Here is a 25,884-nt window from a genome sequence, read left to right as displayed (position 1 = left end):
GGGAGTCAAAGAGGCGCGCAGTGTACCACAAACGCTCCGGTGGGTTGACACCGGAGCGAAAGGGTTAGCGTGGCAGGGCGGTTCCCCAACTGCGCCACTCTTTTGGCTCGCTCTCCTGCAGCAGGAAGTGCTTGCCAGGCTGGGATTTCGGCGCCAGCGGGGTGCCCGGCGGCGTCGCGAAGGCAATACCGCCGCGAATAAACTGGTTAAAGGTCCCGGTTTTCACCACGCCGCCGGTCAGGCCAAAGTCCAGGGAATAACCTGACGCCAGCCAGAACACCGAGTTGTTACGCACCAGATGCTGATAGCGATCGCTGATACGCAGGGCCACCATCACCCGGTCGGAGAGCGTGCCCAGCGTCAGCCCGGTCACCGTACCCACCTCCATGCCGCGGAACAGCACCGGCGTACCGATGGCGAGGGACGCCGCATCCGGCACCTCCACCACGATACTCAGGCCGTCAAGATAGCGTGAGTCGGTGATGGTCGCCTCCTGCAGTTCAAAGTCGCGGCGCGTTTTGCCCTGGCCGGGCTCGACGTTGATATAGGGCTGGAGAATAGTATCGAGATGCTCCACCCCTGCCGCGGAAATCTGCGGAGTGATCACCGAGAAACGCGTCCCGGCGCGGGCGAAGTTATCGACATATTCCGGGTACAGCACCGCCGTGGCCTGGACTTCGTTGCGGGCGGTGATCAGCTTCAGATTCTGGACCTGCCCGATATCAATCCCCAGATAGCGTATCGGCATCCCTTCAGCGAGCTTGCCCGCATCAAACGCATGCAGGGTGATCTGGCCGCCAACCGCACGGGCGGCGGTTTCAGAAGGATAGAGGATCCGTTTGTCGCCTTTACGCTGGCCGGCGCTCGCCCCGCTCAGGTTGTCAAAGCTGATGGCCCCGCGCAGGGCGCGGGAGAGGGGAGAGGCCTGCACCGTCAGGCCGCTGCCGTTAAGCTGGACTTTGGCCCCACCTTCCGCCCAGAACACGCTGTTGCTGGTGAGCAGCTTGCGGTATTCCGGCTTGATATGCAGTTCAATATCGAATGCATTCGCGCGCGGACGAACCAGAATCACTTCACCCACTTCGAATTTGCGATACAGCACTACCGAACCGGCCTGTACGTCCGGCAGGGTGTCGGCCACCAGCGTGAGGGTGGTGGTCGGCAGATCGCTCAGGCTGTTTTCCAGGGCTTTGTCGAGGTTGGCATACAGCGGGTAGCTGTCGCGCATGGCGCCTTTTTCGCCCGGCAGGATCCGGATCCCACCGCTGATCCACTCGCTGGCGCTGGCCGCCAGGAACTCGACACCGTCGAGCCCGACTTTGACGTCCACCCGGCTGTTGACCACGAATTTGCTGTCGCCATGCACCAGCTCACGGTACTGCGGATCGATCGCCACCGCAAAGCTGACGCCTTTGCTGGTTAAGGTGCGCTCAAGCACCTGGCCAATCTGCACGCCGTGCAGAATCAACGGCTGCCCGGCGTCGATACCGTAGCTTTCCGGTGCGTTGAGGGTGACGGTCAGGACCCCGGGTTTTTGCAACAGCGCCTTATCGGCCGGGGCTATCACAAACTGATTTACCGGTTCGCCGCCGCCGGGGATAAGTTCAAACGTACTGCCGGTCAGCAGGCTGCTCACGCTGGGGTTGCTCAACGACAGTTTCGCCGTACGCAATTCAATGCGCGTGTTTTTGCGCAGCAAATCCACCACGCTCGGATCTACCGTCATCTCACCGGTCACCAGTCCGCCAGGATTGAGCGTCATTTTGGTGAGCTGTCCAACCTGTAGCCCCTGATACATCAGCGGGGTGGATTCTTCCTTCAGGCCATCCGCAGAGGGGAGGGTGAGCTTCACAATGACGCCGCGCTGGCTGTGGGCCAGATCTTTGTACAGGCCGAAGTTATCTTCCTGGGTGGCGGGCTCGGAACCGTCCGGTGAATCGAAGGCAATAGCACCATTTACCAACGCCGCCAGGCTCTCCAGCTTCACTTTGGCGCCGCTCAGGCTCAGGTCGGCATCCACACCGGACACATTCCAGAAGCGGCTGCCTTTTTTCACCAGCGAGGTGAAGCGTCGTTCGATCAGCACGTCGATGACCACCCCCTGCTTGTTGGGGGTGATGGCGTAGTCATACACCCGACCGACGGGGATCTTACGGAAATAGACCACCGAGCCGCTGTTCAACGAGCCCAGATCCTGTGCGTGCAGATGGATCATCAGATCGCCATTGTTCAGCCGGTATTTCGGCTGCGTATCCAGGGCGGTGAAGTGATCTTTTGGCTCGCCTTTACCCGGCATCATCCCGATGTAGTTACCCCCGACCAGCGCATCCAGACCGGAAACACCCGCCAGCGAGGCTTTGGGCGTGACCAGCCAGAACTGCGTCTCGTCGCGCAGGGCATCTTTCATATCGGATTTGATGCTGGCGCGAACCTCGATTTTATTCAGGTTCTTATCGAGCGTCACATCCTGGACCGTACCGACCTCTACCCCCTGAAAACGCACGGGGGTACGGCCTGCAACGATGCCGTCGGCGCTCTGGAAATCGATAGTGATGGTATTGCCGCGATCCTCGTAGCTGGTCCAGATTAACCAGCCGGCGATCATCAGAGCGATAACCGGCAGTAACCAGAATGGCGAAATACGACGTTTTGTTTTAACTCGCGCTTCAGTCGGCGAAGCTGGCGTTTCCTGACTCATGTGCATCCCAAAGTAAGCGGCTATCCAGCCATTCCACTGAAAGAATAGTCAAAATCACCGCAGTGCCGAAATAGAACGCTGCGGGTCCCATAGTAAAAGCAAGGAGCTGATCGCGATTGATCAGCGACATCATCAACGAAATAACAAACAGATCCAGCATTGACCAGCGGCCAATCCAGGTAACGAAACGCAACAACAGTATGCGGGTTCTCAGCCCCTGTTCACATTTAAAATGAATGCTGACGAGCAGGGTAAACATCACCACCACTTTGATAAAGGGCACCAGAATACTGGCGATAAACACCACCGCCGCCACGGCGATGTTGCTGTGCGCCAGCGAGACGATGCCCGACATGATAGTGTCCTCCTGCCGTCCGCCATTAACGTAAATCACCGAGATCGGCAGCAGGTTGGCGGGAATAAGAAACACCAGCGAGGCGATGAGCGCCGCCCAGCACTTTTGCAGGCTGTTATGCCGCCGCACGCGCAGGGGGATATGGCAGCGCGGGCAGCGGCCGCGCGCGTCGGGCAGGCCGGTATAGTGGCAGCCCAGACAGACGCGCAGTTCGGGGTTGTAGCGGGTGGCGGGGCGCTGGGGGTAAAAGCGTTCCCAGAGCTGCTCGACGTTCAGGTGGATAAGCGTCAGCACGCTCAATATCACCAGCGCTATAAACGCGAACAAGCCCCCGCCTGGCTGCAGGTAAGCGTAGTCCTGCACTTTAATGGAGGCGACGACAATCCCCACCAGGTAGATATCCAGCATCACCCACTCCTTGAGCTTCTCAAGCATCAGAAGTACCGGGCGCAGGTTCATCCCCAGAATATTGCCGAGCCACAGATAGGCGATAGCCGCCACCAGCACCACCGGCGCGCCGACGGTGCAGAACAAAACCATCGATGCGGTAAGCGGATCGCCCTGGCGGGTCATCTGCCAGATCCCCTGCATCAGGTTGGCATCGATGCGCACGCCCAGCAGGTGCAGTTGCAGCAGCGGCTCGCTCCAGGCAAAGGGCATGAGCAGCATCATAGTGACGGCCATCGCCGCCAGCCGGGTCAGCGACCAGTCGCGACCATCACGGATTTTTGCGTTGCAGCGCGGGCAGAAAGCACTTTGGTATGATTTCATCTTTGGCAACGTAAAAAGCGTATCGCATTGCGGACAACGCTGATAATGTGCACGAGGCAGCGCATCGCCGACCGTATGCACGGTGATTTTTTTCGTCGGCGTTATTTTCGGTGATTTAAGAGCCATCGGTCGCGCTAAAAAAGGATAGTTAATAGTTATCTTAACTCATGAATGGATTCATCTTGAGCATGAACGTAAATAATGCTTATTTTAATAAGCTATGCTGTAACTTTGTAAGACAACCAAGTGATTGAATAATGAACAAAACAGAATTCTACACGGACCTAAACCGTGACTTTCAGGCATTGATGGCAGGTGAAACCAGTTTCTTAGCCACTCTGGCGAATACCAGCGCATTACTTTTTGAGCGTCTGTCCGATGTGAACTGGGCCGGTTTCTATCTGCTGGAAGGTGAAACTTTAGTACTTGGGCCCTTCCAGGGCAAGCTTGCCTGTGTGCGTATTCCGGTCGGGCGCGGCGTGTGCGGTACTGCAGTGGCGCAAGACCAGGTGCAGCGTGTGGATGACGTTCACGCGTTCGACGGGCACATCGCCTGCGACAGCGCGAGCAATGCTGAAATCGTCCTTCCTCTGAAAGTAAACAATCAGATTATTGGTGTTCTGGACATCGACAGCACTGTCTTTAATCGCTTTACAGCCGATGATGAGCAGGGGCTGCGCGAGCTGGTGGCGAATCTTGAAAACGTTCTCGCCGCGACCGATTATCACAAATTCTTTGCGAGCGTCGCAGGATAATCAACGGATAACGTAGCATTTACGGATGGCGTCATTATAATGTCGCCTGTTCATGCCTGCGGCTTGTCGGCAACGTCCGTTGTAATCAGGAAATTTCATGGAAAATCAACCTAAGTTGAATAGCAGTAAAGAAGTTATCGCGTTTTTGGCCGAACGTTTTCCTCAATGTTTTAGTGCCGAAGGCGAAGCTCGTCCCCTGAAAATTGGTATTTTTCAGGATCTGGTAGAGCGTGTTGAAGGTGAGATGAACCTCAGCAAAACCCAACTCCGCTCCGCCTTACGTCTTTATACTTCGAGCTGGCGTTACCTTTACGGTATCAAAGCGGGCGCGACGCGTGTTGATCTCGACGGCAACCCTTGCGGTGTGCTGGATGAGCAACACGTTGAGCACGCACGTAAGCAGCTCGAAGAAGCTAAAGCGCGCGTTCAGGCTCAGCGAGCTGAACAGCAGGCTAAAAAACGCGAAGCAGCCGCGGCCAATGGCCAGGAAGAAGCGCCTCGTCGTGAACGTAAGCCACGTCCTGCACCGCGTCGCAAAGAGAATACCGAGCGTAAGCCACGTGCTGAGCAACCGGCGGCAAAAGCCCCACGCGCGCCTCGTGAAGAGCCGCGCCATACCCCTGTGTCTGACATCACCGCGCTCAGCGTGGGTCAGTCTCTGAAGGTAAAAGCGGGTAACAATGCTATGGATGCCACCGTACTGGAAATCACCAAAGATGGCGTTCGTGTACAGCTGACTTCTGGTCTGTCAATGATTGTACGCGCAGAACACTTGTTGTTCTAAAACGGAGGCCAAGCCCGGCATGAACACTTTTTTTAAGCTCACCGCGCTGGCTGGCCTGTTTGCAATAACAGGCCACGCTTTCGCTGTGGACGAGATTACGCGTGTCGATCAAATTCCGGTTCTGAAGGAAGAGACTCAGCACGCGACGGTCAGTGAGCGCGTGACGTCGCGCTTCACCCGTTCGCACTATCGTCAGTTCGATCTCGACCAGGCTTTTTCGACAAAAATTTTCGACCGCTATCTGAACTTGCTGGACTACAGCCATAACGTCCTGCTGGCAAGCGATGTCGAACAATTTGCTAAAAAGCAGACCCAGGTCGGGGATGAGTTACGCAGCGGCAAGCTGGACCTGTTCTACGACCTGTATAACCTGTCGCAGAAACGCCGTTTTGAGCGCTATCAGTATGCGCTTAAGGTGCTTGAACGTCCGATGGACTTCACGGGTAACGACACCTTTAATCTTGACCGCAGCAAGTCGCCGTGGCCAAAAGATGAAGCCGAGCTGAATCAGCTGTGGGACAGCAAAGTTAAATATGACGAGCTGAGCCTCAAACTCACCGGTAAGGATGAGAAAGAGATCCGCGAGACGCTGACCCGCCGCTACAAATTTGCCATTCGTCGCCTGGCGCAGACCAACAGTGAAGATGTGTTCTCGCTGGCGATGACGGCCTTCGCGCACGAAATCGATCCGCACACCAACTATCTCTCTCCGCGTAACACCGAGCAGTTCAACACCGAGATGAGCCTCTCTCTTGAAGGGATTGGCGCGGTACTACAGATGGATGACGATTACACTGTGATCAACTCCATGGTTGCCGGTGGTCCTGCGGCCAAGAGTAAGGCGATTAGCGTAGGCGATCGCATTGTTGGTGTTGGTCAGCCAGGCCAGAACATGGTCGATGTCATCGGCTGGCGTCTGGATGACGTGGTTGCCCTGATCAAAGGGCCAAAAGGCAGTAAGGTCCGTCTGGAAATTCTGCCTGCAGGTAAAGGCACCAAGACCCGTATCGTTACCCTGACCCGCGAGCGTATCCGTCTGGAAGACCGCGCGGTGAAAATGTCGGTAAAAACCGTGGGTAAAGACAAGGTTGGCGTGCTGGATATTCCAGGTTTCTACGTGGGCCTGACGGACGACGTCAAAGTTCAGCTGCAGAAACTTGAAAAACAGAACGTTAAGAGCGTAATCATCGATCTGCGTACTAACGGCGGTGGAGCACTGACTGAAGCGGTTTCGCTTTCCGGTCTGTTTATTCCGTCCGGTCCGGTGGTACAGGTGCGTGACAACAACGGTAAAGTGCGTGAAGACGCGGATACCGATGGCGTTGTGTACTATAAAGGCCCGCTGGTGGTGCTGGTCGATCGCTTTAGTGCTTCGGCCTCAGAGATCTTTGCCGCCGCGATGCAGGATTACAGCCGGGCATTGATCGTTGGCGAGCCGACTTTCGGTAAAGGTACGGTGCAGCAGTACCGCTCCCTGAACCGTATTTACGATCAGATGCTGCGTCCGGAATGGCCTGCTCTGGGCTCGGTACAGTACACCATTCAGAAGTTCTACCGCGTGAATGGCGGCAGTACCCAGCGTAAAGGCGTGACCCCGGATATCATCATGCCGACGGGAACCGAAGAGACGGAAACCGGTGAGAAGTTCGAAGATAACGCGTTGCCGTGGGATAGCGTTAACGCTGCCACCTACGTGAAGTCGGGTGACATGACCCAGTTTGGTCCGGCGCTGCTGAAGCAGCACGACGACCGCATCGCCAAAGATCCGGAGTTCCAGTACATCATCAAGGATATTGCCCGTTTCAATGCCCTGAAGGCGAAACGGAATATCGTCTCTCTTAATTACGCGCAGCGTCTGAAAGAGAACGAAGAGGATGATGCGACACGTCTGGCGCGTATCAACGATCGCTTCAAACGTGAAGGTAAGCCAGCCCTCAAAAAACTGGACGACCTGCCGAAGGATTACCAGGAGCCGGATCCGTATCTCGATGAGACGGTGAAAATCGCTATCGATTTGGCAAAACTGGAAAAAGACAAGCCCGCCGGCAACCCCGCTCCGGCTAAATAATCTCCCCCAACAGGCACAAGAAATTGTGCCTGTTTTTTTGTTAACCGCATTCTGCCGTCAGGCAGTCATTTCATTATGTAAAGTTGTGTCTTTCTGGTGACTTACGCCGCTGCAATCCTTGAAAATATGCGGAATACCCATACGATGTGGGTAATCGCATAGTGCGTTTTGTTAAACTGAGGTTAAAAGAATATTATGATGCGAATCGCGCTCTTCCTGCTCACCAACCTTGCGGTCATGGTGGTCTTCGGGGTGGTTCTCAGCCTGACAGGAATTCAGTCGAGCAGCGTTCAGGGTTTGTTAATTATGGCGCTGCTGTTTGGTTTTGGTGGCTCCTTTATCTCACTGCTGATGTCCAAGTGGATGGCACTTAAATCCGTTGGCGGTGAGGTTATTGAGCAACCGCGTAACGATATGGAACAGTGGCTGATGACCACAGTTGCTAACCAGTCCCGCCAGGCAGGTATTGCCATGCCGCAGGTGGCGATTTATCACGCGCCGGACATCAACGCCTTCGCCACCGGTGCGCGTCGTGACGCCTCGCTGGTTGCGGTGAGTACCGGTCTGCTACAGAACATGAGCCGTGATGAAGCGGAAGCGGTTATCGCCCATGAGATCAGCCACATTGCTAACGGCGATATGGTCACCATGACCCTGATCCAGGGGGTGGTGAACACCTTCGTTATCTTCATCTCACGTATTATTGCCCAGATTGCCGCAGGCTTTATGGGTGGCGATCGTGAGGAAGGCGAATCCAGCAACGGCAACCCGCTGATCTACTTTGCGGTCTCAATGGTACTGGAACTGGTATTCGGTATTCTGGCGAGCATCATCACCATGTGGTTCTCCCGTCATCGTGAATTCCACGCCGATGCGGGCTCAGCCAAACTGGTTGGCCGTGAGAAGATGATTGCCGCGCTGCAGCGTCTGAAAACCAGCTATGAGCCGCAGGAAGCCTCAACCATGATGGCCTTCTGCATCAACGGTAAATCGAAATCGCTGAGCGAGCTGTTCATGTCTCACCCGCCGCTGGATAAGCGTATTGAAGCGCTGCGTAACGGTGAATACCTGAAGTAACAGCTTCGGTTGGATAATAAAAAAGCGCGTCGAACGACGCGCTTTTTTTATGCCTGGGAACGAGGCTGGGTCACCCGAAGCCCGCTGATAATGGCCGCGACGGTGGCCAGTGAACCGGCGGTCAATAGCGCCAGGTGCGTGCCGCTTTGCCCGGCCAGGTTGAACATCAACGCCACCAGCGCCGCGCCGGTACTCTGACCCAGCAGGCGGGCAGTGCCCAGCATCCCGCTGGCGCCACCGCTGCGATGGCGGGGAGCGGCGGTGATAATGGTATGGTTATTGGGCGACTGGAACAGGCCAAAACCCGCCCCGCACAGCACCATTCGCCAGATGATATCCAGATCGTGAGGAGCCGCAGGCAACAGGGCAAGCGCGAAAAGTCCCGTCGCCATCACCACTAACCCCATCGCACCCAGTAATCCTGCATGCACCCGCTCAATCAGATAGCCCGCAAGCGGCGCCATCACCATCGTTGCCAGCGGCCAGGGCGTTAACAGTAAACCTGTCTCCACTTCTGTACGACCAATGACGCTTTGCAGAAAGAAGGGCAGCGAGACCAGGGCCAGCATCTGGGCGCAGAAGGAGCATATTGAGGTGCAGATGGAGAGAGAGAAGAGGGGAATACGCAGCAGGTCGACCGGCAGTAACGGCACCGGCAGCGCCAGTTGACGACGCACGAAGAAGAAGCCAACCACCAGCAACGCCACGACCTCGCCCGCAATTAACATAAGCGACTGCCCTTGAGCAAACCCGCTCAGGGCGGTGATCAGCAGGCCGAAGGTCAGGGCGTTCATCACCGCGCTCGGGAGGTCAAATTTGGGCATGCTGCTTTTCGGCCCGTTGGCCGGTAAAAAGCGCAGGGCGAACAGCAACGCCACGATCCCCAGCGGAACGTTGATTAAAAACAGCCACTGCCAGGAGGCCACGGAGAGGATCGCTGCGGCGATGGTCGGCCCCGCCGCAGACGACACGGCCACGATAAAGGAGTTGATCCCCATGCCCCGGCCCAGATGCCGCTGCGGGTAGATGAGACGAATCAATGCCGTATTCACGCTCATCAGTGCCGCGCCGCCGAAGCCCTGCACGATGCGCGCCAGCGTCAGCATGTGCAGCGTGTCCGAAAGGGCACAGAAGAGAGACGTCAGGGTGAATACGACCAGCCCGCACTGATAGACGCGGCGGTACCCAAACATATCCCCGAGAAAAGAGAACGACAGCAGGGAGATAACAATGGCGATCTGATAGGCGTTTACAATCCAGATCGAGCTGGCGGGAGAGGCGTTAAGATCGCTGGCAATGGTCGGCAGGGCCACGTTGGCGATGGCGCCATCCAGTACGGCCATTGAAATACCGATAATAATGGTCGCAATCGCACCGTAGCGTTGCGGTGTCGGCAGGCCGTCTGTGGAAGTTGTAGTCATGAGAATTAATGTGCATTGGAGGTTATTATTAACAGGGTAAGGATATTATCACTGTTATTTCGGTTGTATGTCGCAGATTTGTAACCAGGTAAGCCAGGATTGATTGCAGCAACGCAGCAGCGAATTTATAATAAAAACCGGTTCTGAATTTTATAAAACACTTGCGTTGAGGTGATTAATGGCAATCGCGGATTTGGATAAACAGCCAGATTCTGTTTCATCCGTGTTAAAGGTGTTCGGCATCCTGCAGGCGCTTGGTGAAGAGCGCGAAATTGGTATTACTGAGCTGTCCCAGCGTGTGATGATGTCAAAAAGCACCGTTTATCGCTTTTTACAGACCATGAAATCACTGGGTTATGTTGCACAGGAAGGGGAGTCTGAAAAGTACTCTCTGACCCTGAAGCTATTCGAACTGGGGGCGCGCGCCCTGCAGAACGTCGACCTGATCCGTAGCGCGGATATTCAGATGCGTGAACTGTCGCGTCTGACGAAAGAGACGGTGCATCTGGGGGCTCTGGATGAAGACAGTATCGTCTATATCCATAAAATCGACTCCATGTACAACCTGCGTATGTACTCCCGTATCGGCCGTCGCAACCCGCTGTACAGTACCGCTATCGGTAAAGTTCTGCTGGCATGGCGCGACCGTGACGAAGTGAAGCAGATCCTCGAGAACGTGGAGTACAAACGCAGCACCGAACGCACTATCACCACCACCGAGGAACTCTTGCAGGTGCTGGATAAAGTGCGTGAGCAGGGGTATGGCGAAGATAACCAGGAGCAGGAAGAAGGCTTGCGCTGCATCGGCGTACCGGTATTCGACCGTTTTGGGGTGGTGATCGCCGGTCTCAGTATCTCCTTCCCGACACTGCGTTTCTCTGAAGAGCATCTGCACGAGTACGTTCAAATGCTGCACACGGCGGCGCGTAAGATCTCTGAGCAGATGGGCTATAACGATTATCCGTTCTGATTGTTATCGCCGTAAAAAACGCTGCCTGATGGCGGCGTTTTTTTATGCTTTTAATCAGCCGTTATCGATGACGGTGTCGGTTTTTCTTAGCAGCGGGCAGCGGGAGAGGCCGATGATGCCACTGTCTGAATGAATATACTGCGTCGTGCTGAACCCGCGCGCGGTAAGATACTGGCACTGAATACCCAACCCGGCAGCATTCTCTTTACTGCCCGTCAGCACGCCGTAGCCTGCGAGCAGCAAACCTGTCCAGATGAGTGCTATAACAATCAATGTGCGAATAAAAAAGCGCATCATTACCTCATTTTTTTGAATAATTGCCGCTTAGAGTAATCGATACAATCACGTAAACAAGTATATGATTCCGAAAGCTTAGCCTTCACGTTACAGTTAGGCATGGTTTAAGTTGCGCATGATAACCTGGCATCAGGCAGTTAGGGTACGGAGAGTGGAGTGAAAAAAATACGCTGGGTTATTCTGGTCTTAGTGTTGCTGGCCTGTGTTTTGCTCTGGACGCAGACCATTAATGTGATGTGCGACCAGGATGTACAGTTCTTTAGCGGTATTTGTTCTATCAATAAGTTTATCCCATGGTAGTTGTCATTTTTATCGCAAATGATTTCCTTCCTTAACGCGAGTGGTAAAATAAGCGTTTTTATTAGGGGGTGAAATGGGTGAGTTAGTGAATTCCGGGATGTTCAGCGTGGCATCTCTGGCAATCTCGGTCGTGCTGCTGATTGTAGGGCTGGTGCTGTGGTTTTTTGTGAACCGTGCAAGCTCCCGCACCAGTGAGCAGATTGAGCTGCTGGAGACGTTAGTCGACCTGCAGAAACGACAGAATGTCCTGCTGCGTCGCCTGTGCGAAGCCAATGAGCCGGAAGAGAAGGCAGCACCAAAAGCGCCGGAAGAGACGGTAAACAGCCAGGACGACGATTTTATTCGTCTGGTCGCCGAACGCTAATCAGCTAAGGGAGGTGTCTGTGGCCTGGAGTAATCCCTGGTATAACGCCTCCCTCGCGCATCATACCCCACAGGGCTTTCGCAATACGGATGCTTCTGGCCATCAACCCGGTGATGTTGAACGCTGGCGGAAAGAACGTAAAGCTGCCGGATTGCCCAAGCCCCCTGCAGAAGGCTATGACGCCTTTATCCGCCAGTGGTGGCAGCCTGTCACCCTGAATACGCTTGAAGAAGACGGTGTCTGGTGGCTGGGACACGCCAGTCTGCTGTTGCGCCTGAGCGGAAAATACATTCTGACCGATCCGGTTTTTTCCCGGCGCGCCTCGCCGGTAACTTTTGCCGGGCCGACAAGGAAAACGCCCCCTGTAATGAGCGTCGCGGCGTTACCGCAACTGGATGCCGTCGTGATTTCGCATAACCATTTTGATCATCTGGACTCCGCAACGGTGCGCCAGCTTTTGCGCCGTTTCCCGCAGCTGACCTTTTTTGTGCCATTAGGTCTGGGCGCCTGGTGCCGCCGTCGAGGGGCAAAGCAGGTTGTGGAGCTGGACTGGTGGCAAAGCTACGTTTATGAAGGGCTGGTGTTTACTGCGGTTCCGGCGCAGCACTGGAGCATGCGCAGCCTGTGGGATCGTAATCGCTCGTTGTGGTGTGGCTGGGTCTTTGAAGGGCAAAATCAGCGCTTCTGGTTTAGCGGCGATACGGGCTATACCCCGGAGCTCCTGACCATCCCCGAACGACTGGGAAAACTGGATACCCTGGCCATACCTGTCGGAGCCTATGCGCCACGCTGGTTTATGTCGATGCATCATATGGATCCGCAGTCGGCGGTGGCGCTCTGGCAACAGCTCGGCATGCCGCGGGCGATTCCAATCCACTGGGGAGTGTTTGAACTGGCGGATGAATCACTGGATGAACCTGTTAAAGAACTGGCTCAGGCACTTAAGAATATATCTTCAGACGTCGAAAACTTTCAGCCACTGCGTATTGGTCAATATTTATCCGTATAAACTATTTTGTGTTCGTTAGTACTTATTCCGTATTAAATCGACGCGATTCATATTTTATTTTAATCGAAACGTTTTGATTGCCTTTTTTTGAGGCAGGTTCATAAAAATATCATTATTTTGGTGCATAGCCGCGTTCAACCTCAGGGTGTATATAAGTTAAACAAGCGAAGCGATATTGGCTGTTTTTACCGATATACTAATGTCTGCCGTTGTGATCAAAACAGCATAAGTTTTTACCAAATGTTCTAACAGAAATAGATGTTGCAGGAAATCGGCTTCGCTTGCTGGACGATATGAAGTTATTGGTCTAAGGTAAAAAAGTCTTTGATAACAGCGTCTACCCTGACGGTCACTGATCCAGCAACATACGGGCCAGCTATACACATACGTGGATTACTGTGCAGATTGTGGCAAATCAGTCCCTGAATTTGTGCGGCTGATCGAGACACGTTTAAAAATGGCTTGCCATTATTTAAGTTGTGTGTGATAACACGGTTTGGGTCAAACGAGGTACAGTTCTGTTTATGTGTGGCATTTTCAGTAAAGAAGTCCTGAGTAAACACGTTGTCGTTGAATACCGCTTCTCTGCCGAACCTTATATTAGTGCCTCATGCAGTAATGTCTCAGTTTTATCTCAGTGAATGCCCGCGGGCGAAGAAAACATTCTAAGGAATTTTGCAAATGGCAAAGATTAAAGGTCAAGTTAAGTGGTTCAACGAGTCTAAAGGTTTTGGTTTCATTACTCCTGCTGACGGCAGCAAAGATGTATTCGTACATTTCTCTGCAATCCAGGGTAACGGCTTCAAAACTCTGGCCGAAGGCCAGAACGTTGAGTTCGAAATTCAGGACGGCCAGAAAGGTCCGGCTGCTGTTAACGTAACCGCTATCTGATCAAAACCCTGCCTGGTCTGAAGCGTTCCGACGTTTCAGTTGCAGAGATATAAAGCCTCGCCTATGCGGGGCTTTTTAATGCATATTTTTCAAAGTGTTACAACATGCGTCTCTGTTAGCAGTTTGTTTCAAAGCTGCGAGAGTATTAGCATTGTTTTCACCCGTGCCGTTCAGATTTGCCGTTAAATCAGGGCGTTGTTATCAAGCCCTGGAGCCCTGGTGAAAAAGAAATCCGTCAATCCCGCAGCAAATTTTACGCCGTTACGTTTTGCTCTTCTCTGCATGGTGATCCTTGGGAGTCTGCTCTTTCTGCTGGGCCGGGTCGCCTGGCTGCAGATCGTCAAGCCCGATCCGCTGGTTAAGCAGGAGGATATGCGCTCGCTGCGGGAAGTGGCGATTAACGCCCCCCGGGGAATGATAATGGACAGGGAGGGGCGCCCCCTGGCCGTGAGCGTGCCGGTGCAGGCGGTATGGGCGGATCCAAAAACGGTGTTGGCAAAAGGAGGCGTCGGATATGACGAGCGCTGGCAGGCGTTAGCCAGCGCGCTGCATTTATCGCTCCCCACGCTGGCCGCACGCATCAATGGCAATCCGCAGGGCCGGTTTATCTATCTCGCTCGCCAGGTCGACCCCTCTCAGGCCAAATGGATTGAAAAGCTTCGACTGCCGGGGATCAGCCTGCGCGATGAGTCCCGTCGTTTTTATCCGGCCGGACACGTGGCCGCCAATCTGATTGGCTTCACTAATATTGACGGGCAGGGCATAGAGGGCATCGAAAAGAGCTTTAACTCACAGCTAACCGGTAAACCGGGCCTGCGCCGGGTGCGGGAAGATCGCTTCGGACGTGTGATCGAAAACATTACCGAAATCCCGCCTGTTCCGGCGCACAACATCCAGTTGAGCATTGATGAACGGCTGCAAACCATCACGGAAGATGCCCTGGACAACGCCGTGGCGTGGAATAAAGCGGAATCGGGGGCAGCGGTGCTGATTAACGTTCAGACCGGCGAGATCCTGGCGATGGCCAGCTTCCCTGATTTTAATCCCAACAACCGGGAAGGCGCCACGCTCAACGATTTTCGTAATCGCGCCATCAGCGACACCTTCGAACCCGGCTCCACCGTCAAGCCGCTGGTGCTGATGACCGCCCTCCAGCAGGGGCTGGTGCAGCCGGACAGCGTTATTGATACCCATCCCTATACCCTGGCCGGACACCGCATCCGCGACGTGGGTTACTACCCGGAGCTGACGCTGACCGGCATTTTGCAAAAATCGAGCGATACGGGGGTGTCGCGTCTCTCGCTGGCGATGCCGATCCAGCGCCTGCTGGATACCTACCACGGGTTTGGCTTTGGCCGTTCCACCGGTCTGGGGTTAACGGGCGAGAGCAGCGGCCTGCTGCCGGAGCGTAAATTCTGGAGCCAGCTCGATCGCGCCACCTTCGCGTTTGGTTACGGGCTGATGGTCACCCCCTTACAGCTGGCCCACGTCTATGCCACCATCGGCAGCTACGGCCTGGAGCGCCCGCTCTCTATCACCCGCATCGACCCGCCGGTCATCGGCACCCAGGTGATGCCTGCGTCGATTGTGCAGGAGGTGGAACATATGATGGAAAGCGTGGCCCTCCCGGGCGGGGGCGGGATCAAAGCGGCGGTGCGTGATTACCGGGTGGCGGTGAAAACCGGCACCGCGAAGAAAATTGATGATGGCGGCAACTATGTCGACAAATATGTGGCCTATACCGCTGGCGTCGCGCCGGCCAGTAAGCCTGTCTTTGCCCTGGCGGTGGTGATTAACGATCCGCAAAACGGCGCCTACTACGGCGGGGCGGTCTCGGCGCCGGTATTCAGTCAGATCATGGGCGACGTGCTGCGCATCGAAAACATCAAACCGGATGGGCTCCCGGCCGACTCAAGCCATCTTATCGTAATGCGTTAAGGCCGTTTTATAGCGGGGCGATTAGCGGTACACTTTCGCCCTTTATGATTGCCCGGAGTTACCATGACATTCTGCTGTCCTCTTTGCCACGCGCCGCTGGCGCAAACGGATAAAAGTTACGCCTGCCCGCAGGGGCACCGGTTCGATATGGCGAAAGAGGGCTACGTCAATCTGCTCCCGGTGCAGCATAAGCGGTCACGCGATCCGGGCGACAGCGCAGAGATGATGCAGGCGCGCAGAGCCTTTCTTGATGCCGGCCACTATCAACCCCTGCGCGACGCGGTCGCCGCTAAGCTGGCGGCATTGTTGCCCGCTGGCGCGACGTCGGTACTCGATATTGGCTGCGGAGAAGGCTACTACACGGCCGCCTTTGCACAAACTGCCCGGGAGAAGGGGGCTGCGACCTTTGGTCTGGACGTTTCGAAATCCGCTATTCGCGCCGCGGCAAAACGCTACTCGCAGGTGACCTTCTGCGTGGCGTCCAGCCATCGTTTGCCGTTTGAAGAGAACAGTATGGATGCGGTCGTCCGCATTTACGCCCCCTGCAAAGGAGAAGAGCTGGCGCGGGTAGTGAAAGAGGGCGGCTGGGTAATCACCGTGACGCCAGGGCCGCGCCATCTGATGGAGCTGAAAGGGCTGATTTACGACGAGGTTCTGCTGCATGCGCCCCATTCGGAGCAGCTGACGGGCTTTGCGCTCAGAGAAGCGCAGTCGCTGGCCTATAACATGTCGCTGAGCGGCGAAGAGGCGGTGGAGCTTTTACAGATGACGCCTTTTGCATGGCGGGCAAAACCGGACGTGTGGGAAGCCCTGGCAAAACATGAACATTTCAGCTGCCAGACAGATTTTAGTCTTCACTGCTGGCAGCGAGTCGGTTAACCGGCGAAGTGGCTCCACATAATCTGTGCGCCAATACCGATCAATACGATGCCGCCGAGGATCTCGGCGCGTTTCCCTAACAGCGGGCCGATAAACCGGCCAATCATCATCCCGAGGGTGGACATAATAAAGGTCGCGCAGCCAATCGCCAGCGCGGTGGCAATGATGTTCACCTGCAGGAAAGCCAGCCCTACGCCAACGGCCATCGCATCCAGGCTGGTGGCGATAGCTGTGGTCACCAGCAGCCAGAACCCGTGACGGTGGATGGGCTCTTCTTCATCGACATCATTACGAATACCTTCAATAACCATACGTCCCCCGAGGAAGGTCAGCAGGATAAAGGCGATCCAGTGGTTCCACTCCAGGACAAACTGGCTGGCGAGCATCCCAAGGCCCCAGCCAATCAGCGGCGTCAGGGTTTCGATAGCACCAAAGATAAGGCCAGTACGCAGGGCTTCAGAGAACTTAGGTTTATGCAGCGTGGCGCCTTTTCCCATGGAAGCGGCAAACGCGTCCATCGACATACCAAAGGCCAGAAGAAGTGTTGCTGAGAGGTTCATAAATGCGTCCAGACCGGGAATATCCATATGACACATCACCGCCCCCAGTAAACAGCAGTAGATGCGTCTATGGTCTCGCCTGATTTTTCTGCTTCAGCAGAACAATCCGTACGTGCCACGTTTTTCAACGAGTATGTTGACACGTACATTTCCGGCAAACCGGAAATCGGCTACTCCCCAACGACGGGCGCAACCTTAACATATTTTGAGAATATAAAACAACAGCAGACAGGTATTATTCAGATCACTTGTTGATAACGATTTTCATTTAAATATTATTGTGAAAATAACGTTAATATTAAAGTGTGAATTCTACGAAATAATATAGCCTTGGCTATATAGCATTGCTAAATATTTAGCCAGATATAGCCAGTGCTATTATTCTATCTTATTGAGTTCTAACAAGTAGTTTGTATATCTTCTCCAGGTCGTCAATATTCCGCACCCGGATAAGCAGGCGTCGCTGCTCTAATTGCATCACCAGCACGCCATCTTCAGATAAATTCATCTCTTTAATGCGGTTATATTCTATCCAGACATTGGCGAAAAAGAACCCAGCGGATTTAAAGATTATTTTCGGTGCCCGGACCCAGAACAGATAAAACCCCATTAATGCTAAGGCACATAATAACCATGTGGTCAGTAATGCTCCCTGACTCATCACGTTGTTATAGATGAGGATCATCAGCAGGCCGGTGAAGATGATGCCATCAACGCGACCGCGGCGCAGCAGGGGGATTGAAAGCAGCGTCTCGCCGTTGCGGCGGGGCATGATCAATTCGTCGTAGATGGCATACGCCAGAAGGGCAACAATAAAGACAACCAGTACGATGTCCGTGACCGTCATTCATCCTCCGGATAAAAAAACGGGGGCCTTCATGCCCCCGCTGTATTCAGTGAAAACTTACAGACCCAGCAGACCGATAGCGTAACCGACGATGCCGATAACGAAGAAGCCGACGATGATCCACAGCGCGTTCACTTTCTTACGCAGCAGCCACATACAGGCGAAGGTCAGCAGTAACGGCACCAGGCCCGGCATCAGCTGGTCCAGAATGGTTTGCACCGTGGTCACACGCGTCTGACCATCCTGGCCGGTGATGGTTGAGACCACCAGCGGGATGTTCACGTGCGTCCACTTGTTCACCAGCGCCCCCATGACAAACAGGCCGAGGATTGACGCCCCCTCAGTCAGTTTCTGCAGGAAGCCGCCGCCCATATCCTGGACAATATCCACACCTTTACGGTAGCCGTACGCCACGCCGTAGTAGCGGGTGGCCAGACGCACCACGTTGAACAGGATAAAGAACAGCAGAGGACCCAGCAGGCTACCGCTCATGGCGATACCGGCACCAAGTGCAGCGAAGACCGGACGCACGGTGCCCCAGAAGATGGGGTCACCCACGCCAGCCAGCGGTCCCATCAGACCCACTTTGATACCGTTGATGGCGCCATCGTCAATCTCTGCGCCGTTGGCACGCTGCTCTTCCATCGCAAGCGTAACGCCCAGAACCGGAGCCGCAACGTAAGGATGGGTGTTGAAGAATTCCAGGTGACGCTTAATCGCCTGACGACGCGCTTCGTTGTTCTCGGGATACAGACGTTTAATCGCCGGTACCATGGAGAAGCAGAAGCCCAGCGCCTGCATACGTTCGAAGTTCCATGAACCCTGGAACAGGTTTGAACGAATGAACACGCCACGAATATCACCCGGGGTCAGTTTTTTCTGAGGGGTAGTTTTAGTCATATCAACCATTTCGCTCACCTGCTAGTCCAGTTCGTTATCGAGATCGTTATTACCAGCAACCTGCGCTGTACCGGCTACGCGGTTATATTTCGGGCTGAGCTGGATGTAGAGGATAGCCATTACCGCACCAATTACGCCCAGTGCCACCAGGTTGAAGTTGGTGAAGGCCGCAGTCACGAAGCCGAGGTAGAAGAACGGCATCAGGTAGCCTGCGCGCATCATGTTGATGACCATCGCATAACCCACGACCACGATCATGCCGCCAGCAATGTTCAGACCGCTGGTAACCACTTCAGGAATGGCGTTCAGCATGCCCTGAACTTCGCTGGTGCCCACGGAGATTGCCACGATGACCGCCGGGATAGCGATACGCATGGCCTGCAGGAACAGGGACGAAACGTGGATCCACGACAGGGCCGTCAGGTTACCATTCTCTGCCGCCTTATCTGCCGCATGCTGGAACGCAACGGTGATAGTACGCACGATGATGGTCAGTACCTGGCCTGCTGCTGCCAGCGGAATGGCCAGCGCAATACCGGCACCGATGTTTTGGTGGCCGGCGATAACCAGCACGGTAGAGATGATGGAGGCGAGAGCCGCATCGGGCGCAACAGCCGCACCGATGTTCATCCAGCCGAGGGCGATCATCTCCAGGGTACCACCGATGATGATACCGGTTTTCATATCGCCGAGAACGGCGCCGATTAACGTACAGGCGACCAGCGGACGGTGAAACTGAAATTCATCTAGTACGGACTCCATACCCGCTATACACGCGACGATGAACACCAGCACAATCTGAAGAGTGGTAATCTCCATTGTACTTCTCCTATAGCTTTAACAGACTTAAGTGTGAAATTTGTCGACCCGCTCTGGCTTATTTCGCGACTTTGCCGATCAGATCCATCATTTTCAGTTTCGGGTCGGTAGAGACTTTACGCACTTCAAGCTCGATACCGCGATCGTTGAGTTTTTTGAACGCTTCGATGTCTTTCTCGTCCACCGACACAGCATTGTTCACCTGGGTTTTGCCCTGGCGATAAGCCATACCACCGATGTTAACGGAGGTGATTTTCACCCCTTCTTCAACAATACGTTCGACGTCCGTTGGGTTGGTAAACAGCAGCATGACGCGCTCACCCGCATATTTCGGGTTGTTGTAAACGCGGATCATTTTGGCGACGTCCACCACGTGGGCGGTTACGCCCGGCGGAGCGACCTGGGTAAGGAGGGTTTTGCGAACCGTATCGGCGGCGACTTCATCGCTGACGACAATGATGCGCTGCACGTTGGTCTCTTTGGTCCAGCGGGTGGCGACCTGACCGTGGATCAGTCGGTCGTCGATACGCGCCAGACCAATCTGCATGTAATCGTTCGGGCCCATTGGCTTAAGCGGGGCGGCGGTTTTCGCGACGGCAGCAGGGGCAGCTGCCGCGACCGGTGCGGCTTTTTCAACCGGTTTCGCTTTCAGCGCTTTTACGCCTTCGCGGCCGGTTTCGACGGCCAGCGCAACCAGCTCATCAAAGCTCGGGTTGTCATCCCGGGCCATCAGCGTTTCAACCAGCATCGGGATGTTGACCCCGGCCACGACCTCATGCTGCTCTTTATCGACCACAATGCGGCTTGCGGCGTTAAACGGACTGCCACCCCATGTGTCAACAAGGAACAGCACGCCGCTGCTGGTGTCCAGCTTTGCCAGTTGCGCGGTGTACTTCTCTATCAGTGTCTCGGCGTTTTCACCGGGAACGAAATCGATCCAGCCGACGTTTTCCTGTTCGCCTAAGAGCATTTCTGCGGTTTTAAGCAACTGCTCTGCAGCCCAACCATGTGTGCCTATAACAATAGCAATAGTCACTTGCTACCTCCTTTTATTATCGTTAATGCTCCGGGTGAGGAGAGCATTAGAGATCATCTTCGAAAGAACGAATCGATTCAGATAAGGGTTAGAGTTCAATTAACTAAGACTTACGCGATTTATTTTAGACATCGAAAAAATAATTTATGTGATGAAGATCCGTAATTTAGCCTAAGCCACCGAGATATTTCTGTGATCAAAAAAAGCCCGGAAACATCTGTTTGCAAAGGAAAGTAAATCTTTGCCAAAAAGCTCATGTCTCTGATATGTTTAACATCCGTTTAATTGTCAGGAGTATTGGGCAGCAGCCCACTGTATGGACCGTCACCGACGCCAGTCACACACCCGGCCAGCTCTGGCCAGCCTAATCGGCGATTCGCGCCACTCACTGTTTTCGTCCTTTACCGCTTCGCCCGCATCTTTCGCGGCGCCGTTTTGTCATTCCTTTAGCAGGAGCTTGTCATGGAATTCTTAATGGACCCGCAAATCTGGGTAGGATTGCTCACGCTGGTGGTGCTTGAGATCGTTCTCGGCATCGATAACCTGGTGTTTATCGCTATCCTTGCGGATAAACTTCCGCCTAAACAACGAGATAAAGCACGTTTAATCGGTCTGTCGCTGGCGCTGATTATGCGTCTTGCGCTGCTGTCGGTGATCTCGTGGATGGTTACGCTTACGCAACCGCTGTTCACCGCTTTCGACTTCACCTTCTCAGGGCGCGATCTGATCATGCTGCTGGGGGGTATATTCCTGTTGTTCAAAGCCACAACCGAACTCCATGAACGGCTGGAAAACCGCCAGCATGACGATGGACACGGTAAAGGCTACGCTAGCTTCTGGGTGGTGGTACTGCAAATTGTGGTGCTGGACGCCGTCTTCTCCCTCGACGCGGTGATTACCGCCGTCGGTATGGTTAACCACCTGCCGGTGATGATGGCCGCTGTGATCATTGCGATGGCGGTGATGTTGCTCGCCTCGAAACCGTTGACACGATTCGTCAACCAGCATCCGACCGTGGTGGTGCTCTGTCTGAGCTTCCTGCTGATGATCGGTCTGAGCCTGGTGGCAGAAGGTTTCGGCTTCCATATTCCGAAAGGCTATCTGTACGCCGCAATTGGTTTCTCAATCATTATAGAGATGTTTAACCAGATTGCCCGCCGCAACTTTATTCGCCAGCAGTCGAACCAGCCGCTGCGCGCCCGTACCGCTGATGCGATTCTGCGTCTGATGGGGGGGCGCCGTGAAGCCAAAGCGCAGCAGGACAACGATAACCATGTCCCGGTGCCGGTTCCGGAAGGGGCCTTCGTTGAAGAAGAGCGCTATATGATTAACGGCGTGCTGTCGCTGGCCTCCCGCTCGCTGCGTGGCATCATGACTCCCCGGGGTGAAATCAGCTGGGTGGATGCCAGCCTGAGCGTGGCGGAAATCCGCCAGCAGCTGCTCTCCTCCCCGCACAGCCTGTTCCCGGTGTGCCGCGGCGAACTGGACGAGATTATCGGCGTGGTACGTGCAAAAGAGATGCTGGTGGCGCTGGAAGAGGGCGTGGACGTAGAAGCCATTGCCGCCGCGTCGCCTGCTATCGTGGTACCGGAAACGCTTGACCCGATTAACCTGCTTGGCGTGCTGCGCCGTGCCCGCGGCAGCTTTGTTATCGTGACCAACGAGTTTGGCGTGGTGCAGGGCCTGGTAACGCCGCTGGACGTGCTGGAGGCGATTGCCGGTGAGTTCCCGGATGCCGACGAAACGCCTGAAATCGTCAATGATGGCGACGGCTGGCTGGTTAAAGGCACCACGGATGTGCACGCGCTGCAGCATACGCTGGGGCTTGAGCACCTGACCAACCACGATGAGGATATTGCAACGGTCGCCGGCCTGGTGATTGCCATAAATGGCCAGATCCCGCGTGCGGGCGATGTGCTTGAATTACCGCCGCTGAAGATCACCATCGTGACCGCCAATGATTACCGCGTTGATCTGGTGCGCATTGTTAAAGAGCAGTCTGCCCACGACGAAGAAGAGTAATCAGGATATCGACGGCATCATATCGCCGTTGTGAGAGGCTGGCGGAGGTGAACGCTCCGCCAGCCATTGCGGGAAATCCCGCAGCGGCATGGGCCGCGCGTACAAAAACCCCTGCAGTATATCAACGCCATGCAGACGCAGATGTCTCGCCTGGTCGCTGGTTTCGACCCCTTCCGCCACCAGTTCAATATTCAGACGCTGGGCCAGAGCAATAATAATGTCCGTTACCGTCGAGTTGACGGCGTCCGTGCCGATGGCGGCGGTAAAGGATTTATCAATTTTCAGCACCTCTGGGTTAAGCTTCTCCAGCCATGAGAGCGAACTGCTGCCGGTCCCGAAATCGTCAATCGCCAGCTTCACCCCTTTCTGATGCAGCTCTTCCACCATGTTGAAATCCATTTCTATCAGGGTATCGCGTTCGGTTAATTCAATGACCAGCTGCTGCGCGGGCTCGGCGCTAAACCAGACGCGGTTCAGATCGTGAAGGAGTTCGCCGCCGCGAAAATGGCTGGCGGCCACGTTGATGCCAATATGAAATCCCGGAGCGGTGGGGAACACTGCGAGGTGCCGGACGGTTTCGATGAGCACGTAGCGGGTGAGAGGGACAATCAGATTATGCTCCTCTGCCAGCGGGATAAAGATATCCGGGGCGATCCACCCCTGGCGCGGATTGTTCCAGCGCAGCAGAATTTCCACGCCGATACAATCCTGTTTTTTGGCATCGATCAGCGGCTGGCAAAACAGCTCAAACTCACCGGACGCCAGACCAAAGTTAATTTCCCGGGTGAAGCTCATGCGACTGGCGGTGGCAAGCCAGGCGATATACCCCACCAGCACGCTGAAGATCACCGCCAGCGGTAGCTGTGACGGCAGACTTTTCAGCGCCAGCGCGGTCAGACCCGGGCCGTTAACGCTGATGGTAAAGGGAAAGTGGAGGGAAGCCTGCTGGTAAACGTTGTCTTCAGCGTCGGCGACCAGCGTGTCTGAGAGCTTGCCTTCATAATTCAGATGCTTACCGCCCACGCTGAGGTTAACGTCACTGATAATGGGCAACTGCGGCTCCAGCAGCATTCGGGCAATAAGATCGATATTCACAATCTCCATGACCCCATCCTCGCTCTTGCCTGGCGCCGGATACCACTGGATCAGCACCGGGCTGCCTTTTATCACCTGCTGGTCCATTGTCAGCAGCAGTAAAGGCTGTGATGCGGGCAGCATAGGCTGGAACTGGCTGATAGGGATATCGCGACTGCCGAACATGCTCGAGCAGTAAAGAACGCCGTCTTTGATCAGGCCGATGGAGCGCACGGTTTGCAGGGTGGCGGCCTGTTTGCGCAGTAAAAAATTAATCTCCACGCAGGGCTGGCCAATCAGGGGCTGCACCACGTCCCGCCCGGTTTCCAGCGGCTGCAGGATCTTGTCCAGCGTATCGACAGCATGGGACACAAAGGCAACGGTGGACTGCTGGTTTGAATTGCGCTGCGAAATAAAGCCAATTATTAGCGTGCAAACCAGGGTAGAAAGTGACAGCGCAAGGCAGACGATTATGCGTTTGCGGCGATAATTTTTAATTATCCTGTGAGCTGTTTGCATGCCACGGCCACCCGAAGAGCCACTGGCGTGAATGCCCGTGGCAACCTGGCTAGTGTAGTAGGCCTGATTAAAGGTAACGAGAAAAGTCGATGAAATTCGCCCATCCGTAGCAGATGGGCGAAAAGAGTATGAGAGTCGAAAGTCGCAGAGGCGCTTTCAGAGGTTTAGTCGCACTGCACCTTGATAGCCAGGCCGCCGCGGGAGGTTTCGCGGTATTTGGCGTTCATGTCTTTACCGGTCTCGTACATGGTTTCGATGACCTTATCCAGCGAGACGCGCGGTTCGCTGGTGCGGCGCATCGCCATGCGCGAGGCGTTGATCGCTTTTACCGAGGCAATGGCGTTACGCTCAATGCAGGGTACCTGAACCTGTCCCGCAACCGGGTCACAGGTCAGACCGAGGTTGTGTTCCATGCCGATCTCTGCGGCCACGCACACCTGTTCCGGGCTGGCGCCCAACAGCTCGGCCAGACCGGCCGCCGCCATCGAGCAGGCTACGCCGACTTCGCCCTGACAGCCGACTTCAGCGCCAGAAATGGAGGCGTTCATCTTATACAGCGCACCTACCGCGCCCGCGGCGAGGAAGTAGCGGATGTAGATGTCCGGGCTCACGGATCCGATAAAGTGATCGTAATAGGCCAGCACCGCCGGAACGATACCGCAGGCGCCGTTCGTTGGGGCGGTGACCACACGTCCACCGGCGGCGTTCTCTTCGTTCACCGCGAGGGCAAACATGTTCACCCAGTCCACCACGTTCATCGGATCGTTGGAGTATTTGTCCGTCGTCACCAGCATGCGGCGCAGGGCAGAGGCACGGCGCGGCACGCGCAGCGGGCCAGGCAACACGCCTTCGGTGTTGATCCCGCGATCGATACAGGCGCGCATGGTCTGCCAGACGTTGGCGAAATAGTCTTCAATTTCTTTCTTGCTGTGCAGCGCCAGCTCGTTCTGCATCACCATGCCGGAAAGAGACAGGCCGGTCTCTTTGCAGTAATTCAGCATCTCTGTCGCCGATTTAAACGGGTAAGGCACTTTCACATCGCCCGTCACGTCCTGGCCGAAATGCTCTTCGTCGACGATAAAGCCGCCGCCGATAGAGTAATAGGTTTTGCTGTAGATCACTTTCTCGCCGCTGAAGGCGTGGATCTGCATCCCGTTTTCATGCAACGAGAGGTTGTCGCTGCGAAAACGCATGCCGTCGTCCTGAGGGAAATTCACTTCGTGCTGGCCATTCGCCAGCAGCAGACGGCCGCGCGTTTCCACGTCGCGAATAAACGCCGGAATGGCGTCAATATCTACGGTGTCCGGCATATTTCCGGCCAGACCCATAATAATGGCGATATCGGTGTGGTGGCCTTTACCCGTGAGCGAGAGCGAACCGTAAACGTCTACGGCCACGCGGGTAACGCTATCCAGTAATCCTTTTTCGACCAGGTCATCGACGAACTGTTTACCGGCCTTCATCGGCCCTACAGTGTGGGAAGAAGAGGGACCAATCCCCACTTTGAACATGTCGAATATACTAATCACT

General features: G+C 55.0%; 24 protein-coding genes, 1 pseudogene and 1 riboswitch. Of the genes and pseudogenes, 14 read left to right on the top strand and 11 right to left on the bottom strand.

Translation table 11 applies throughout. The features are described from left to right. Window positions 1-64: 64 nt before the first annotated feature. Window positions 65-2,698 (bottom strand): PqiB family protein, encoded by a 2,634-nt coding sequence (locus NB069_RS13555; RefSeq protein WP_250584329.1) that lies wholly within the window; start codon window positions 2,696-2,698, stop codon window positions 65-67. Further along, window positions 2,667-3,950, bottom strand: a complete 1,284-nt coding sequence (gene yebS / locus NB069_RS13550; RefSeq protein ID WP_250584327.1) for a membrane integrity lipid transport subunit YebS — start codon at window positions 3,948-3,950, stop codon at window positions 2,667-2,669. Before yebS ends, NB069_RS13555 begins: the two co-directional genes overlap by 32 nt. A 131-nt stretch (window positions 3,951-4,081) precedes the next feature. On the opposite strand from yebS, the gene NB069_RS13545 reads away from it, so the two are divergent. The 4 genes from NB069_RS13545 (at window position 4,082) to htpX (ending at window position 8,508) form a co-directional block, all read left to right on the top strand. Next, complete coding sequence (locus tag NB069_RS13545) at window positions 4,082-4,579, top strand: GAF domain-containing protein (protein WP_250584325.1); 498 nt, start codon at window positions 4,082-4,084, stop codon at window positions 4,577-4,579. 97 nt (window positions 4,580-4,676) lie between these two features. Next, window positions 4,677-5,363 carry an RNA chaperone ProQ gene (gene proQ / locus NB069_RS13540; RefSeq protein WP_039030800.1) on the top strand — a complete coding sequence of 229 codons (687 nt, stop codon included), beginning with the start codon at window positions 4,677-4,679 and terminating at the stop codon, window positions 5,361-5,363. Window positions 5,364-5,382: 19 nt separating this feature from the next. Next, entirely contained in the window at window positions 5,383-7,431 is a 2,049-nt protein-coding gene (gene prc / locus NB069_RS13535; protein WP_250584323.1) for a carboxy terminal-processing peptidase, read from the top strand. Between the two features lie 195 nt (window positions 7,432-7,626). Further along, window positions 7,627-8,508 carry a protease HtpX gene (gene htpX, locus NB069_RS13530; RefSeq protein WP_039030798.1) on the top strand — a complete coding sequence of 294 codons (882 nt, stop codon included), beginning with the start codon at window positions 7,627-7,629 and terminating at the stop codon, window positions 8,506-8,508. A 47-nt stretch (window positions 8,509-8,555) separates the two neighbouring features. Here htpX and NB069_RS13525 read toward each other — a convergent pair whose 3' ends face one another. Next, window positions 8,556-9,929 (bottom strand): MFS transporter, encoded by a 1,374-nt coding sequence (locus tag NB069_RS13525; protein WP_250584321.1) that lies wholly within the window; start codon window positions 9,927-9,929, stop codon window positions 8,556-8,558. A 178-nt stretch (window positions 9,930-10,107) separates the two neighbouring features. Between NB069_RS13525 and kdgR the strand changes: the two genes are divergently transcribed. Then, window positions 10,108-10,899: a DNA-binding transcriptional regulator KdgR gene (gene kdgR, locus NB069_RS13520; RefSeq protein ID WP_250584319.1), complete on the top strand. Its 792-nt coding sequence runs from the start codon at window positions 10,108-10,110 to the stop codon at window positions 10,897-10,899. Between the two features lie 54 nt (window positions 10,900-10,953). Here kdgR and NB069_RS13515 read toward each other — a convergent pair whose 3' ends face one another. Continuing rightward, on the bottom strand, window positions 10,954-11,193 hold the full coding sequence (locus NB069_RS13515; RefSeq protein WP_250589516.1) for a YobH family protein: 240 nt from the start codon (window positions 11,191-11,193) through the stop codon (window positions 10,954-10,956). A 159-nt stretch (window positions 11,194-11,352) separates the two neighbouring features. Between NB069_RS13515 and mgrB the strand changes: the two genes are divergently transcribed. The 7 genes and pseudogenes from mgrB to rlmA all read left to right on the top strand — a co-directional run bounded on the left by mgrB (window position 11,353) and on the right by rlmA (window position 16,577). Beyond that, window positions 11,353-11,496 carry a PhoP/PhoQ regulator MgrB gene (gene mgrB / locus NB069_RS13510; protein ID WP_039030795.1) on the top strand — a complete coding sequence of 48 codons (144 nt, stop codon included), beginning with the start codon at window positions 11,353-11,355 and terminating at the stop codon, window positions 11,494-11,496. Window positions 11,497-11,569: 73 nt separating this feature from the next. Next, window positions 11,570-11,860 (top strand): YebO family protein, encoded by a 291-nt coding sequence (locus tag NB069_RS13505; RefSeq protein ID WP_250584317.1) that lies wholly within the window; start codon window positions 11,570-11,572, stop codon window positions 11,858-11,860. 19 nt (window positions 11,861-11,879) lie between these two features. Further along, window positions 11,880-12,869, top strand: coding sequence for an MBL fold metallo-hydrolase (locus NB069_RS13500; protein WP_250584314.1), 990 nt, complete (start codon window positions 11,880-11,882; stop codon window positions 12,867-12,869). Between the two features lie 524 nt (window positions 12,870-13,393). After that, window positions 13,394-13,538, top strand: a pseudogene (locus tag NB069_RS13495) (DUF2627 domain-containing protein). 12 nt (window positions 13,539-13,550) lie between these two features. Then, window positions 13,551-13,760, top strand: a complete 210-nt coding sequence (cspE, locus tag NB069_RS13490) for a transcription antiterminator/RNA stability regulator CspE (protein WP_001062678.1) — start codon at window positions 13,551-13,553, stop codon at window positions 13,758-13,760. A gap of 219 nt (window positions 13,761-13,979) precedes the next feature. Beyond that, entirely contained in the window at window positions 13,980-15,698 is a 1,719-nt protein-coding gene (ftsI, locus tag NB069_RS13485; protein ID WP_250584312.1) for a peptidoglycan glycosyltransferase FtsI, read from the top strand. A 63-nt stretch (window positions 15,699-15,761) separates the two neighbouring features. Next, on the top strand, window positions 15,762-16,577 hold the full coding sequence (gene rlmA, locus NB069_RS13480) for a 23S rRNA (guanine(745)-N(1))-methyltransferase (RefSeq protein ID WP_250584311.1): 816 nt from the start codon (window positions 15,762-15,764) through the stop codon (window positions 16,575-16,577). Here rlmA and mntP read toward each other — a convergent pair. The 5 genes from mntP to manX form a co-directional block, all read right to left on the bottom strand. After that, window positions 16,574-17,137: a manganese efflux pump MntP gene (gene mntP / locus NB069_RS13475; protein WP_138369404.1), complete on the bottom strand. Its 564-nt coding sequence runs from the start codon at window positions 17,135-17,137 to the stop codon at window positions 16,574-16,576. The two genes, rlmA and mntP, sit on opposite strands and share 4 nt — an antisense overlap. Beyond that, window positions 17,138-17,328: riboswitch (yybP-ykoY riboswitch) on the bottom strand. A gap of 197 nt (window positions 17,329-17,525) precedes the next feature. After that, the gene (locus NB069_RS13470) at window positions 17,526-17,984 is read right to left on the bottom strand and encodes a DUF986 family protein (protein ID WP_250584309.1); all 459 of its coding nucleotides are present in this window, start codon (window positions 17,982-17,984) and stop codon (window positions 17,526-17,528) included. A gap of 57 nt (window positions 17,985-18,041) precedes the next feature. Further along, window positions 18,042-18,893 (bottom strand): PTS mannose transporter subunit IID, encoded by an 852-nt coding sequence (locus NB069_RS13465; protein ID WP_039030789.1) that lies wholly within the window; start codon window positions 18,891-18,893, stop codon window positions 18,042-18,044. A 12-nt stretch (window positions 18,894-18,905) separates the two neighbouring features. Then, window positions 18,906-19,703, bottom strand: a complete 798-nt coding sequence (locus tag NB069_RS13460) for a PTS mannose/fructose/sorbose transporter subunit IIC (RefSeq protein WP_039030788.1) — start codon at window positions 19,701-19,703, stop codon at window positions 18,906-18,908. A 58-nt stretch (window positions 19,704-19,761) separates the two neighbouring features. Beyond that, window positions 19,762-20,739 (bottom strand): PTS mannose transporter subunit IIAB, encoded by a 978-nt coding sequence (gene manX / locus NB069_RS13455; protein WP_250584307.1) that lies wholly within the window; start codon window positions 20,737-20,739, stop codon window positions 19,762-19,764. 316 nt (window positions 20,740-21,055) lie between these two features. On the opposite strand from manX, the gene NB069_RS22630 reads away from it, so the two are divergent. Beyond that, window positions 21,056-21,214 (top strand): protein YoaL, encoded by a 159-nt coding sequence (locus tag NB069_RS22630; protein WP_434543587.1) that lies wholly within the window; start codon window positions 21,056-21,058, stop codon window positions 21,212-21,214. Next, a complete protein-coding gene (gene yoaE, locus NB069_RS13450; protein WP_250584305.1) occupies window positions 21,202-22,761 on the top strand; it encodes a CNNM family cation transport protein YoaE in 1,560 nt (519 codons plus the stop codon). Before NB069_RS22630 ends, yoaE begins: the two co-directional genes overlap by 13 nt. On the opposite strand, the gene NB069_RS13445 is transcribed toward yoaE, so the two are convergent. Then, window positions 22,762-24,354, bottom strand: a complete 1,593-nt coding sequence (locus NB069_RS13445; RefSeq protein ID WP_250584303.1) for an EAL domain-containing protein — start codon at window positions 24,352-24,354, stop codon at window positions 22,762-22,764. Window positions 24,355-24,518: 164 nt separating this feature from the next. Further along, window positions 24,519-25,883, bottom strand: coding sequence for an L-serine ammonia-lyase (sdaA, locus tag NB069_RS13440; protein ID WP_250584301.1), 1,365 nt, complete (start codon window positions 25,881-25,883; stop codon window positions 24,519-24,521). Window position 25,884 lies beyond the last annotated feature (1 nt).

The sequence above is a fragment of the Leclercia adecarboxylata genome, assembly GCF_023639785.1.
Taxonomy (GTDB): domain Bacteria; phylum Pseudomonadota; class Gammaproteobacteria; order Enterobacterales; family Enterobacteriaceae; genus Enterobacter; species Enterobacter adecarboxylatus_D.
The sequence above is the reverse complement of the archived record's forward strand: the minus strand, read 5'-3'. Positions and strand labels throughout refer to the sequence as shown.